Annotated in this window: 12 protein-coding genes; 2 read left to right on the top strand and 10 right to left on the bottom strand. The window is 40.6% G+C overall.

Annotated elements, in window-relative coordinates:
- Positions 1-248 precede the first annotated feature (248 nt).
- The 3 genes from AC0J20_RS16180 to AC0J20_RS16170 all read right to left on the bottom strand — a co-directional run bounded on the left by AC0J20_RS16180 (position 249) and on the right by AC0J20_RS16170 (position 3,568).
- A complete protein-coding gene (locus AC0J20_RS16180; protein WP_473022506.1) occupies positions 249-1,073 on the bottom strand; it encodes an exonuclease domain-containing protein in 825 nt (274 codons plus the stop codon).
- Between the two features lie 28 nt (positions 1,074-1,101).
- Positions 1,102-2,052, bottom strand: coding sequence for a hypothetical protein (locus tag AC0J20_RS16175; protein WP_473022505.1), 951 nt, complete (start codon positions 2,050-2,052; stop codon positions 1,102-1,104).
- 517 nt (positions 2,053-2,569) lie between these two features.
- The gene (locus AC0J20_RS16170; RefSeq protein WP_473022504.1) at positions 2,570-3,568 is read right to left on the bottom strand and encodes a thioredoxin domain-containing protein; all 999 of its coding nucleotides are present in this window, start codon (positions 3,566-3,568) and stop codon (positions 2,570-2,572) included.
- 540 nt (positions 3,569-4,108) lie between these two features.
- Here AC0J20_RS16170 and AC0J20_RS16165 point away from each other — a divergent pair.
- Positions 4,109-4,576, top strand: a complete 468-nt coding sequence (locus AC0J20_RS16165; RefSeq protein WP_473022503.1) for a Crp/Fnr family transcriptional regulator — start codon at positions 4,109-4,111, stop codon at positions 4,574-4,576.
- A gap of 783 nt (positions 4,577-5,359) precedes the next feature.
- Here the strand turns inward: AC0J20_RS16165 and AC0J20_RS16160 are convergent.
- The 7 genes from AC0J20_RS16160 to AC0J20_RS16130 form a co-directional block, all read right to left on the bottom strand.
- Positions 5,360-5,668 carry a hypothetical protein gene (locus tag AC0J20_RS16160; RefSeq protein WP_473022502.1) on the bottom strand — a complete coding sequence of 103 codons (309 nt, stop codon included), beginning with the start codon at positions 5,666-5,668 and terminating at the stop codon, positions 5,360-5,362.
- Between the two features lie 113 nt (positions 5,669-5,781).
- Positions 5,782-6,675, bottom strand: a complete 894-nt coding sequence (locus tag AC0J20_RS16155) for an AbiTii domain-containing protein (protein WP_473022501.1) — start codon at positions 6,673-6,675, stop codon at positions 5,782-5,784.
- Positions 6,676-7,292: 617 nt separating this feature from the next.
- The gene (locus AC0J20_RS16150; protein ID WP_473022500.1) at positions 7,293-8,117 is read right to left on the bottom strand and encodes a Dam family site-specific DNA-(adenine-N6)-methyltransferase; all 825 of its coding nucleotides are present in this window, start codon (positions 8,115-8,117) and stop codon (positions 7,293-7,295) included.
- Positions 8,118-8,128: 11 nt separating this feature from the next.
- Positions 8,129-9,226: a hypothetical protein gene (locus tag AC0J20_RS16145; protein ID WP_473022499.1), complete on the bottom strand. Its 1,098-nt coding sequence runs from the start codon at positions 9,224-9,226 to the stop codon at positions 8,129-8,131.
- Between the two features lie 118 nt (positions 9,227-9,344).
- Positions 9,345-10,892: a CHC2 zinc finger domain-containing protein gene (locus tag AC0J20_RS16140; RefSeq protein ID WP_473022498.1), complete on the bottom strand. Its 1,548-nt coding sequence runs from the start codon at positions 10,890-10,892 to the stop codon at positions 9,345-9,347.
- Positions 10,889-11,449, bottom strand: coding sequence for a restriction endonuclease (locus tag AC0J20_RS16135; RefSeq protein WP_473022497.1), 561 nt, complete (start codon positions 11,447-11,449; stop codon positions 10,889-10,891). Before AC0J20_RS16135 ends, AC0J20_RS16140 begins: the two co-directional genes overlap by 4 nt.
- Positions 11,446-13,704, bottom strand: a complete 2,259-nt coding sequence (locus tag AC0J20_RS16130) for an ATP-dependent helicase (protein ID WP_473022496.1) — start codon at positions 13,702-13,704, stop codon at positions 11,446-11,448. Before AC0J20_RS16130 ends, AC0J20_RS16135 begins: the two co-directional genes overlap by 4 nt.
- 57 nt (positions 13,705-13,761) lie before the next feature.
- On the opposite strand from AC0J20_RS16130, the gene AC0J20_RS16125 reads away from it, so the two are divergent.
- A complete protein-coding gene (locus AC0J20_RS16125) occupies positions 13,762-14,361 on the top strand; it encodes a hypothetical protein (protein ID WP_473022495.1) in 600 nt (199 codons plus the stop codon).
- Positions 14,362-14,378: the final 17 nt, after the last annotated feature.

The following is a 14,378-nucleotide window of genomic DNA, read 5'->3' as shown; positions in this document are numbered from 1 at the left end:
TTGCAGCCTGCTTATGGACTTTTAACCTGTAGTCAGCCTGAACAGTTCAACATGAAAGCTAAAACTGGTTGCAGGTTTTATTCAACAACCAATACCTTCGGATTCACACTTGCATGCATTTGCTGAACCGATTGCGAGATACTCAATCAGCAACCCAACCGGAAAAATCCACCAGACTACCAATCAGCCTTTCTCATCAATACATCCCAGCGGATGCACATGACCTTAGTCCTCTTAATGTTTATTCATTAAAAGAATCGAATACCTTCATTAGAAGACACAATGACCCTGCATAGTTCGTCCTGACTTGTGATTTCATTCCCGAGTTTTCTCATCGCCCCATAAGTGCCGGTGATATAGAAGCATTTACCGAATTCAGGGTGCCTGTCTGTATAACAGAGTCCACGACTCTTTAGGTATGCATTTAGATGAAATGGCATCGATGTAACCCATAACACTGATGGACCATAAAACCGTCTCGCCCGGGTTAGTATCGACAAGAATTGCTCAGGATATAACATCATTAACCACGTCAAAGCATTAACATCACCGCCAGCTCTATGTGCGTCATATCGATAGCCAGCAGCTTTAAGTAATGACGTCAACGAAGCATCCGAAGAAACCTTGCGCCAGTCAGCATCTAACACCGAGCATGCCCATCGTTTATTTTGTATCGATGGGCACAGTCGAGACAAGAACCTACAATCAAATGATGCCCCGTGACCAAGCAACACATCAGCCCGCCCAATTACATCCCACACCTTGGAGGATTTTATATGCTGGTTAAGTGTCATATCAGATGTAATCCCAGTCTGCTCGCTAATGTAGGCAGGGATAACATTCAAAGGCGGCTGGTGAAAGCTTTGATGAAGATGCTGAATATCAACGATGCCATCTGATTTTGTGTAGTGTACTTCTCGGCACGCACATTCAATGACAGTATCTTCCTGACTACCTCCTGTAGTTTCAACATCAACAATGACGCAGCGATAAGTATTTCCATCACTCTGAGAGCAATGCCCTTTTCCGATAAAGCTTATTGCGCCATTTGATAGTGGCACTGACTTCAGCATGTAGGATTTCTCATACCTGCGGATGCGTTCATTGATTTAACGTCTTGATTAGCTTTGCTGCCTCAAAGCGACCATCAGGTGCTTCCTTAGTAACCTCGCTGGTAACTCCAAATTGAGCCGCCTTTTTATTTTCAAACTGCTGACCAAAGTTTTCTGCCAATGAAGACATGTTGGCTATGGTGCTTTTTTGGATCTGCTTGATTTGAATATCAACACTAAAGTGCGGGTCCCATGACCACTGCTCCGTAAACGGTAGCGACCTAATTTCCCTTAGATGCTGATGCGAAGTGGCAGAATTGCCCATATTCATCATCTTAAAATAAACATCAGAAACGTTTCTGTCGATTAATTGGTGTTCAAGTATTTCTAAATCGAGATAAACACCATCCCTCTCCATTTGATGAAGGATAATTATACTGCACGCATCAATTTTACCATTAAAGGCGCATGCCGATATGATTTCGCTATACAGGCCAACCTTCCCAATTGACATTGCCTCTCCATATTCAATACCGGTATCGAGTTCGTCATATGGGACTAGTGATTCTATATCATAAGCAGGATGCTGGTCATATATGACATAAAAGGTACCATAAGGACTTTTGAATTCTGCTGTAAAATAAGGAATGTAAAATTCCCCAACAATATTCCTCGATTTCAAAGGCTTGCTAATTCGATAGGATACATCTGGCATTATATTGAGAAGCGACACGCTTAACCTATCAACACAATCATTAAACTGAGCCTCACTAATCTGCACGTCCCCCTTAATCTCTATTACGTTACCTGCGTTAAATAAAGGAAGGTTATGGTAATGGCGCAATGCAGTGAGCCCCGATATGACAGGATTTATTTCCGCAAACGCCCTTAGCCCAAAATGGACATAAAGTTTCTGCAGTTCATTCTGGAGACGCATTGGAGCATCTTCCTTTCCCGGTATATTCGATAGCCAGTAGTCAACCAGATTTTGTATATTCATCCCAACCCCAAAAACATTTAAAAAGTATAATACCATCCGGCGAGTATGCAGGTTCAACGATGCTTTTTAAGCTCATATAAAAGTGCATAAATGATATATGTTTTGCTTTTTAGAGATTATAGCACTTATCAAAAAACTTCTTAAGTCGCTCGCTGGGCTAGTTCTGGCCCACTCTCAACATTCATTTTGGGCCAGTAATGGCCCGCTCCACCAAATCGGGCCAATTATGACCCATGCCGAGGCGGAAACTTGGGCCGCATTTGACCCAGTATTGAAGAATGGGCCAATATTGACCCTCTACACATATCATTGGGTCATCTCTGGCCCAGACTTTCATATTTACTTAAATGTGAATTTATCGTCCAGTTATGCATTTGCAGATTTGTCATCTTTTTCTGCTTAAACTGTAGATAGGGCAGTCGTACGAACCTCTTTTCTATTTTATTTATAAATAGCAGTTACGATACATATGTAAGCCGGTCTGTATTTACCGCGCTACTTTAAGTATGTTATGTAGTTACAACAGGTGTTGTTTGGCTACTTCTTCCATATGTTCCAGGAACCTTTTAACGTCATCTGGTTTATAAGCTAGTCGGTAACTTTGTTTTTCTACATCAGGCCACGCGATCAAATAACCTCCGGCGGTAAACATGCTCGGAGTGCCTATACCACCAGCAAGTAATGTTGCATTGGTCATTGATTCTAGATATTGGGCGCCATGGGGGCATTCAACGTGTTTTATCGGTGCTAGATCAAAAGTTCGTTCAATGTGTTTTATTCCAGGGCTGCAAAATAGTCCCCCCATTCTTGATGCATTTTCATCCTGGTAGTTTCTGCTTTTGCTTATTGGCATCAAATGTAGCGTGTAGCCATTTTCAATAAACTGTGTATGCAGGTTGTTCTGGAAAAACTTTCTGCAAAATGGGCACTTCGCATCTACTGCGATAAATAGTGCTAGCTTTTCATTTTCGCTTTTCAATGTAATTGTGTGAGATTCGATTTTTTCTAGAAGTGCTCTTCGTTCTGATATGGATGGCAAAGCTTCTGGCGTCCCTGGTAACCCAAATGGATATAGCGCCTCCACGAATGAAGTTACTTCCGATGGTTCTGAATTATTTTGGCTTGGCACAACATCTGCTGATTTCTGAGAGGTAGCATTAGATAGCTGTGTGTACTCTGGGGTTTTTTTAAACTCCATATATGCTCTTTCATCTAGGGGTACCCAAATACCTTCAATTTTCATCTCTAAAGGCTTATCTGTTACATCGAATTTTTTATCGCCGATTACAGCTATAAATTGATTTGGTGTTGGAGTTGATTCGATTCTTATTTTAACTCCGTCTCCTACAGCTTTTCTCACTGCACTGGTAATTTTTATTTTACTGGTCAGTGGTGTAGTCAAAACCTGCTGGTATGGTCGTATTTCCGGATCTGATTGGGTAACGTTTTCTGTGTGTTCATAATCAGGATGAGCAATAACCCATGCCTGGTAGCCAATAAAAATTCCGCATAACATGATTATCGTTAACACAATGGCTATATATATTCGCACTGTAAGTTCGCTCGTTGTCTTTTATGGATGATTGTTGATTGTATCGTTGGTTTTGATAAGTGTATATTTTTGTAGGCTTTAAGATTGGTTTTATAACACTGATTGGTCTTTGTAATAGAGAGGACCTCACTAATAGCAAGTTATGTCTATGTGGTTTTATGTTAATGGGTGTGCAATTAGGTTTGACACCGGTTGAGCGTTAAATGGTGTTCTGTCCCTGCATGTTGAAGAAATTAGCCACTCTGGAATTGCTAAGTTGCCACTCTGGAATTGCTAAGTTGCCACCCTGGAGTTGCTAAGTTGCCACCCTGGAGTTGCTAAGTTGCCACCCTGGAGTTGCTAAGTTGCCACCCTGCAATTGCTAAGTTGCCACTCTAAATATAGTGTTAAAAGTGTTTTAGTCAGCGCTTTACTTCTTTATTATCTTAAAAGTGATTCTTTTAATGTCTCAACACTCGGTTAATTTAGCCAGGCTTTACTATTTAACAAATGTGATAAAATAATATGGATAATGAACAGATATTAATGCTCCTGAGAAAGGTCCCTGCGTTCTCTGCTTTAAGCGACTCGTCTCTCGCATCATTTCTTATTGATAACTCAAATATTGCTACTTTTGAAAAAGGTAGTTGTCTCATTCGCTCTGGCGAAAAACATCCCACGTTTTATATTTTATTAGAAGGTGCAGCCTCGGTGATGTATCGAAATGAACATATAAGCACGATCTCTCCGGGTATGTTTCTGGGTGAAGTATCTTTTGTTTTAAATGAAGAAAGAACTGCTACTGTGATTGCAAAATCTGATATCACAGCTATTCAGCTATCACGCGACTATTTTAATAAACTTCCTCCTGATGTCAGACTCTTAATATCTGAAATGATCATCAAAGGGTTAGTAAAGAGAGTCATAACTCTCAATGATAGGATTCATGACATGCAGTCTCACATAGACGACATAGAATCAGGACAAAACTGACTGATTATGGCTATTGTATTTTTCCATTTTATACTGCTGCATCTGCCTGAATTAAAACGTCATACATTAACCAGTTGAGGGGTAATACCCCTCATTTCAGTCATCTGCTACTGTCTCCGGTCTAAACTGTAATGTGTTTATTTATATCTAATTCTCCGACGGAAGTATTTACATTAAAGTCTAAAAGCCTATTTGCATTCTGAGGTTGGATCACTTGCTTCCGGTCCTAACGTGCTGAAACGTCAGTTGGTTGGAAAATGAGTTTTAGGTACTTTCCAAGTGGCATAATTAAACCACTAATATACTGGTCAACTGACTCACCCTACCGCCAGTCAGAAACATGTGGAATGACTGACTACTTCTCCATGAAAGCGAACAGTCGGCTCAGAATTGCCACGGGCAGCAATCACACCAGAGCGGCCGTTCACTAGACAATAATCATCTGACGGCTTCAGACAATTTGCGGACGTTCAATGCTGCGCTCTTCTGAAAATTTGCCCGGTAGCAGCGACTTATTAGCACTTTAATTTACGCCGCCCAAGCATAACGAACTGCTGATGAAGTTTATAGCACTCGGAGCCTTTCTCATTAAGAGCTTTAATTCGCAAATCGACATGTTCAGGCCAATCCCAAGCTCCTCGGTAGGCATCGGGAACAGCGGACAGCATAGGACCTGTGTGAATATACCCAGAGCTTTGGGCTAGCATATATATAAATTCACGCATTTTTTTGTATAAATTTTTTCGAGCAGCCTCTAGCTCCTTTGCATTTCTTGCCGCTATGTCACCTGTTATTGTAAATAAAGTATCTGTTTGCGACGTTATGGATTAATGCTAACGCGATGAGAGAAAAGCCCAAAGTATAGTCAGTTGTGCTGGATTCTAGTTCAGCGAAAGTCAATTGCGCTCCAGAATTTAAGTTAAGAGTTGCAACTAACCAGTTATAAAATATCTGTTTCAAAGCAGTTGGGGTCAAAATAATTATTCCATCAACTGACACAACAAACCACGTGAGCTTGTTGGTAAAGTCTGGAAAAATATATTTTTTACCAAGAGCGATCACTAGCTGCTTTAGTTCTTTCTTTGATATCACTCTGTACTCCTTGAGAGTGCTAACTCTCAAATTAAGAGCGCGAACACTGCGGCTATAATCTGAACGAAGTGACGGAAGTCGGCGTGCTAGTGCCCCACTATCTTGTTTGCTTTTTAAGGCACAATTGCGGCCAAAGCTGGAAGGAAAGGCGCAACTACAGGCCCATACACCTGCATATGATCAGCTAGAAACGACATAAAATTATTATAGTGAGTTTTATAGCTGTTAGTCCCCTGAGTATCTCTCATGCTTTCAACGGTATCCGTAATTTCTTCCTTTGATTCCGAAGCGTCATTTGTCTTCATCAATGCATGGAGTAACTCGTTAAAAACCTCATTATTTTGAGTTGTTGTTGCGTGTTGGTTTACATTGTTGCTTCCAGTCGCAACATTTTGAACATTCCCCGTGATGTAAGTATGGAAAATCTGTTGAACTTTCTCTTGGTCTACGGGGTGAGAATTGATTGGTGCTTCACCAGCATCTGGATCTTCAGATTCGATTTCTAAAACAAAATTTAAGACATTGTTCCTGATCTTATCTAGGATTCCAACCAATGCATTTACAGGTATAACTTTCCAAGCTTGCATGCAATTCATACCTTGATAGATATTCATACCAAAGTGGGCGGTCACATCAGCTGGCCAAGGCTCTTGAACTGTGCTGCCATTGGATGCTTCAATCAAAGATTCGATAGAAGAAATAGGTTGAGCTAAGCAACTGGTGAATAATCCATCTCTAAATTTTTCCGAAATGCACCGACTGGGGATATCAGCATTTCTGATGCCTGAACCAAACCCTCCGGAAAAATGGCCTTTGCATCCAACCGCCATTATTCGATATTCGGGTATTTCTGATTTTTCACGATAACCATTTAACTCGTTTTCGACCCATGATTTGAATTCACTACTACCAAGTCGAACTGCGAGAATTGTACACTTCCGAAGTAATGCTCCAATAGGTTCTCTGGCATCTACTGCCGAATCCTGAATTTCTCTCAAAAGCGACATCAATCCTCCTTGTGCTCCAACGTTTACTACTGAGATTTCATAGTATCACCCATTTCTACTGAAAAACCATATTCGGTGTCTACGCAGGAAAGGATATAAAATGTCCACTTCAGTTACGAAGCTGTTTTCTGCTATATGCAAGCCTTACCGGCAGCTTTACGTACAGTGATGCTACCCCATAAAAATGTACGTTTCGAATGACGGCAAACTTAAACAAGCCGTCATAGTGAAAGGTGTAAAGCCAACGGCTGTTAATCGCTCTTGTTGACCTACCAACTTTTGCACAAAACAGCGTCGTTACCAATTACCATTCAAAAGTTAAATCCAACCTCAGAATGCAAATAGCCGATGAAATTCACTCTATTCGTAATCGTATTGCCGAACGACATTACACAGAAAAAGATCTCGAAAGACTCTCTCATCTACTTGGTGCTTCTCAAGATGTTGACGAGCACTGAAGTCCAATGCTACGAAAACTGCTTGTACAAATAATGTGGAGATTGATTATTGTATTTCAATGACCGTTATGAATTCAGAGTGCTAGGGTAGAGGTTGTTTCTGCCGTTACTCTAACAGTCAGTGGGCATCTGGTGACATAACTTGGCAAAGCACCAAATTCAAAAACTTGCCAACATTTCCTTAACTTTGTTACGTTTTTCAGAATTGCAACTAATTGTCCGGGATACAGGAAACACAACCTTATCTGCATTCTCATAAAGTGATTCTGTATATTTGGTAGCATGATTGCAGATCACTACATTAACACCTCTTGCTGAAAGTGATTCCGCAGTTCTAGCCAGGCGTTCATGATCTTCGTCACTAAAGCCGCCCTTGGAGTATGTAGTAAAGTTGGCTGTTTTTGATAAAGCAACATAGGGCGGGTCAGCTAGTACGGCGTCTCCTTTTTCAGCAGCAAGCATCACCTCTTCAAAATCTGCTGTTAAAAAAGTAGCACGTTGAGCAAACGCCATGAATTCCCGCATTTCCATCTCTGGAAAATAAGGCTTTTGATAACTACCTTTAGGTGTGTTCAATTTGCCAGATTTGTTGTAACGCAAAATACCATTGTAACCATAACGGTTAATGTAAAGCAGAAGTGCAGACTTATAGGTAATATCGATTGTGCTATTAAATTCATCTCGCAGAAAATAATAAGCTTCCGGAGTATTATTCTCAGGGATGAAAAGTCGGCGAGCATATTCAATAAAATCCTGCTTACCATTTTTCAAACAGCAAAAGTAATTAATAAGGTCGCTATTCTTATCATTTACAATACACTCCTCAAAAGGGGCATTTAGTGAAATTACAGCGCTTCCACAAAATGGCTCAATGAGTCTCTTAGCTTTAGGTAATTTCCTAAAGATCCTATCCAATAGCGGATATTTCCCTCCAGGATATTTTAATGGTGACCTAACAAATCTCCTGCTCTTATGCGAAATCATCTATTGGATTCCTACAAAGACAGATCGATATTAAGGTCCTTATCCACCATGCTGCTTTTGTTAACAAAATCTTCAGTCTTTTCCGTGCTACTTTGTTTCTTATTATCGTTATCCACACTCTGTTCTTTTTCAGAAGGTGGTGCTGATTCATTCACTATTTGCAAATCCATATGTTGTTGAATGACAATTTGATTTATTGCCTGCAACACACGCTCATCACCCTTGAAATACAATGTGCTCCATTCATGCATTTTAGCGAGTTGAATAGCTTTTTGAGCTTGGTGTAAGATATCTGCATCCTGATCTGCTGGAAAATTAATTGATTCACCATCATCTCGGAATCTGACGCCGTCAGCTTCGACATCCAATACAATTGGGGCCTCCACATCTAACTTCGAATAACTGACTACATCAACTTTTAAAGTCTCAGGAACTGCCACCCGGTTTTCAATTAACTTCTCTACATATTGCGTCGCATAGTCCTGTACGTGCTGTGGGTAATCTGAAAAAGAAATAATATTTTCTTTCGAATCCTCATTTTGCTTTGCACCGGAGTCATTAGTATCATTATTGGCAGATTTTTCATTGATTGATGAACCAGATACTGTGAATCCAGATACGACCTCTGAATGTACCTCTGTTTCTTTTAGAGGCTTACCAGAAATGACTGTGGACTCAATTTCTTTGTTGTCTTTTGCATTACTGACTTCCTCTTTAGGTAATGACTCAGTGTTTTCAACGCTGTGTTCACCAACCTTCTTACTCTCCGGACTCTCCTCAGAAATCACATCTTCTCTTAAATCCGCTTTTCCTTCCTGCAATGCCATTGTTTGATTGGCGTACTTTAGAAGAGTACCCAGCTTTTCTTTAATTTCCTGCTGCCTATCAATATCTCCTTCAAGTCTTGATAACAATTCAGTATCACTTGCATCTGCTTTTTGGCCATGCAAATAAACTAGCTCTCCTTCAGTTTCCTTTTGCATTGACTGCAATGCTGTCAAGTGTTCCTTCGTAACAGCCACATCACCAAACATTTCAATAAAAGCCGACTGCGCAAGTTTAGTACTCATAATGTGTTTCTTTTCCATCTGTAATTGCGTTAAGTTCATAATTTTATCTGTGCATAACTGTTAATATATAGGTAGTGTATTGTATGTTTCGTCACTAAACAACATCTGTCTGAAAAATGACCTGAAATAATTACAATGCAGTGTTTTGACTTTAGCCTTACTTCAGTGGTTGCACTCTATCCAGTGCTTCATCCAAAAATATTGGATCTTTTTGCTTTAAAACTCGTTCAGTAGTTGATTTTACTCGCAAAAATCGTTTCATTGTTCCTTCGGTGATAGCTTTTTCTTTTGATTGCAATGAAGCCTGTAATTTACTTATTGAGTCCCAATCATTATGCATACTTGCACGGCACAATATGTTGATGTCGCCTAACGCTTTTTGGCGATCATAACTAATGGGTTGTGTATCAATACTGATGTCGTGATCTTTTTCGCCATACGATTTTCTGCTAGTCAGCGCATCCATGAACTGAAAGTAGTGGGCCTTAGGTATATTCACGCTCTTCATTATCATATCGCGTAAGTAATCAACGACCTTGTTTTTACCTGGCTCTTCGCCACCCAAGATGTCTTCGACTTGCTTGACAATAGCTCCTGGTTTTCCTTGCAACCTAAACCTCTCAATCGAATAACTAACACTTACATCAAACACCGAAGAAAAACCAACCAGTTCAGGTTCAGCTTCGTGCTTGAGTATTCGTTTAAATTGTTCTTTTTCTACCAAATGCATTAAATGAAATGCCGGAGCCCAACCCGCAATGCGGCACAATCTATCCAACTTCAATGCGATATCTGTACTCTGTGAATAAATAAAATGGCAAACCATATCTTTAAAATCTGGATCCAACGACAGGCCAAATTGCTTTTTAAACACATGTTTATCCATGGATTCATAAGGCAGCAACGTGCTGATCACAGATTCACCGGGGTAGGCCGATTTATACTGTAATGCCGCTATTGGGTTATCGAACAAATGCACTCGTTTATCATGAATATTTAAATGCTTACCCATGTATTGTCGCTTCTTATTCCACACTGGTGTGTCAGGCAAAATAATCTTATCGTCGCCATTAAGTAGCGTTAGCGCTTCTATTTGTCCACTAGGTGAAAACGAAGGTATAGCAAGATACCACTTTTCTCTCTGAACTTCCGAATCTGACATCGTGAAGCGCTTGACGTCCTCCTCAGCCTTCGCCGATAAAATATGCTCTCCCTGCATCAACACAACGCCGAACGTATCACCAGCTGATTCGGAAATATCAAATTTCTGCAGAGTACTTTTCAAGTGAGTCTGGGCACCACTTTTTTTTGCGCTGTCCACCATTTGTCGAAAATAAGCGTCATACTCGTCTAAACTGACATACTCACTTTTCTCTTTACTCTTAGAGTACTGAGGGACCGGAATACTGTAAAATCCGGCTAGTAACTTCATTGCCTTAGGGAGTTCGGCTTTTGCAATCCCTTCTGCCTCCATTACAAAATCAAAAATGTCACCTTTGGCTCCGCAACCAAAACAGTGAAAAGTATTATCTGTTTCATTGAACGTCAAAGACGGCGTCTTCTCATCATGAAAACAACACAGCGCTTTGCTGGTTTTTCCCACCTTTTTCACATTAGTATAACGCTCAGCGAGGTCCGTAATGCTAATTCGTGAGCGTAAATCCTCTTTAAACGAATGTGCAATAGCGGCATTACTCTGTTTCATTTCATCAACCTTATAGAATCACCACGAAACAACGCCATCAGTTTGTGCGAGTCTATTAGCATGACATTTGAATTTTCTGCGACTTTTTCACAAGCTTTACTGGCTTTTCCTAAATAAACAAACAAACCATTAACCCCGTCTCGCGACACTTTCTTGCAAAACTCAACCATATCTTTTTTACGAATATGACCTTTATACCGTTTTGCTTGAATGTAAAAATAACGGCCTTTGTATCGGACAATGCCATCCAACCCGTTGTCACGATAGTATCGAGGTCTTTCCACTTTTTTACAGCCTCCTTTAAGCAATGCATCATATACTAGCTCTTCAAATTCAAACGGCGTGACCGTCCGATACAAATCTTGCTCATTTACCAGCCCCCCTCGCTTGACGCGACTTGATACTTTTTTAATTCGTCTTCGGTTTTTTATTCGTTGTGTACTAAACCAACGGCGACCGATAGCGAACCCTAATAAAATCCCTAAAATGCAGAGTCCAACCAGTAGCTCAAAAAAATATAGCGCCAGGCTTTGTGTGAAGATTTCTATATACTTCATAATGCAATGTTAAATTTATTAAGCTCTGACAATTGAGCTTCAGACAATGTCGCCTCAGCATTGCCTACACCACTTATTACAGTCGGCTGTGGCTTTTCCAATGGGTGCATTGTGATTTTATCAGCAACCACATCCAGGTATCTCAGTGGCTCTGATGATATTTGTTGGCCGTCAATAAAACGATTTTTTGCCGCAGTATAGGTTGTACCATCTTTTGAACGGGTCATTCCGACATAAAACAACCGACCCTCTTCGTCCACTGTTTCAGCCGATGGAGCCTCTTCTTTGAACGATATTGCGTCTTCACACCCCATGTATATAACATGCCCAAACTCCAGACCTTTACTTGCGTGTAAGGTCATCAGTTGAATGCGTTCATGTCTATCATCGTTATGGCGCTCACTAAGCAGGAATACTTCTTCTAATGCCTCTTTAAACAACAAACCATTTTTTAATTGCGTGGCCACTACCATACATATGTTGTTGATCCTGTCACATTGCTGCGTTAACAAGCGCTGCTCATCTTCACTCAACGTTTTATTGTCAGATTGCGCCTTAATCCATACGGACTGCATTACCTGACTAATAGAATTCATAGCGTCTGCGTTAGCCAATCTCGCCATATTCTCGTACTGAGCCTTCAGCTCAGGGTTTTGTGAAAGCGTGTTTCTTGCTTTGTTAACCAGTCCATCGGCATGTCTGACTTTTTGGTTATATAAGAAAACTATCTCTGGAATAATTACCGGGCTCAGTCGTGTTAAATCACTTATGACATTGAGTAGGGCCATCGCCTTTTCTGATTTTGCTTTTTTACTTTGAGCAAAACCTCTCAACACTTCGTAGCAAGAGATACCACCATCCTTAGCTGCAGCTCTAAGTCTGGTTTTGGTGATGCCCACCCGAACATCGTCAAGAATCTTTAGCAGGGCCAAATTATCATTCGTATTGTTCATTAATCGCATCAACGACAAAGCAAACTTCACCTCTTTGCGCTGATAAAAATCCACTTCACCGATAACGTGATACTTCATCATCTGGTTATCTAAAGACTTTTTTAATGGCTCAGCTACGGCTTTTCTTCGATACAACACAGCAATATCACTGGATTTTAGTCCCTGCTTTTTTAGTGATTCAATTTTAGATAAAACAAAATCGGCTTCATCCTTATCCGACCTAAACTGATGAAACGCTGAACGCTCTCCACTTAACTTCGAGTGACTTTGAAGTTGCCCGTCTGTTAGTTGGCCACGCATTGAAGCCGCAAACTTGTTGGCGACTTCAATGCCATTCTTAGTTGTCCGGTAGTTGCGCTTCAACTCGAATGTTTGGGCGTTATATCGCTGTTTAAGCGACTGCATTAATGTGACATCAGCATTTCTGAACCCATAAATTCCTTGCTTCCCATCACCTACCACGAATAAGTTTTTCTTGCGTTGGGATTCAACCAGCATGCAGACAATGTCATGTTGAACCTGGTTTGTATCCTGATATTCATCTACTTGAATATACGGACAACGTCTGGCAACTCTGTCTGTGATTTCTGGATGTGTTAAAAGCAATTGTTTGGCAAAAACTAAAATATTATTAAAACTAATCGCCTGCAACTGACTGCATTGCTTTTCATACAAGTGTGCTATTTGTGCTGCAATGTATGTTTTTGCATCCGCAATAACCTGGTTGTCTTGTCCTTGATAGCCATCTACTAGCATACTCTCTACTGCTAATTTACCTTTTTTTCTATCACGCAAGTATCCTGAAGGGCGCCTTCCAAAAGACTGTTGTCTTTCAATAATAGTTTCGAAGGTTGATAGCCCCCATCCAGCAGTATCAAGCATCACTTTTAGCGAGTCAGGTAGCTGTTCATAGGAATCTTTCATCAGATTTCGGTGATCACCACTATCCAGGACCCGAAATTCAGACAGCCCTAATTTTTCCAGAAACGCACAATCTTTAAACGGACGCAACACCTTTCTTAAACAGAACTGATGAAATGTTCCGCAAAACATTTTATAAGCATCCACACCAATTTCGCCGTATAGACGAGACTGCATCTCATTAGCAGCTTGATTGGTAAACGTAAGATTCACGATGTCTTCCGGTCGCACTCTTGACTGTACTAAAAAAACAGCTCTTGCTGCTTGGGTTTTTGTTTTACCGGTACCTGGCCCCGCGACGGTGATATTAACCCCATCAACACAGGTTGCCGCAGCATATTGCTCTGGATTCAGCTCTGAAATTATCTTTGATGGCGCCATTGTGTTTACTCTTCACTTTTTTTAAACTGTTTATACTTAACCTAATTAGTAACTGTTATGCATAACTTTAATGATTTATCTGGAGTCACTAACTCTCTGAAATATTGGTTTGATTATTCCGCAAGACAGCACTCTCGTGACCTAGTGGTAAACTTGTATGTAAGCCAGTCGAAAGCCGAAGTAGCATACATGTTATATCCAGACTCTCCTGTTCCAAGCCCCGCACTAAAGCGTTTTGGAAATCTTGTTTTTTTTGACACATTGTCTACATCTGAATTTTCAGCTCTTAATCGAATCCTGGTGAAAGAGGTAGCAGGTATCAACATGAGCCAGAACACAGCAAATTTGGGTAAGTTACTTAATAATGAACTTATCAACGCTGCATTGGATAACCACAAATTACGCATAGGAGCTGTCAACCAAGCTGATCGTATTCTGACTATCTCTCTCAGAAAAGAACTCACAGACGATGAACTCCGGGACGTGATGCTCGCCCATGCATTATCTCCGGGCCCTGCTGAGCAGGAAATTATCAATGACTTCTCAGAGCGTGGCATTGATGTGGATAAGGCTGACGTCGAAGCTACAGTTTCCCAATTTAAGCAAACCGGTCGTAAAATTATTGAATATCTGCGTTCTAAAGCTTTCAATACCTGATCCCAACATATGCTCTG

Source organism: Planctobacterium sp. R6 (assembly GCF_055755215.1).
The sequence above is the reverse complement of the archived record's forward strand: the minus strand, read 5'-3'. Positions and strand labels throughout refer to the sequence as shown.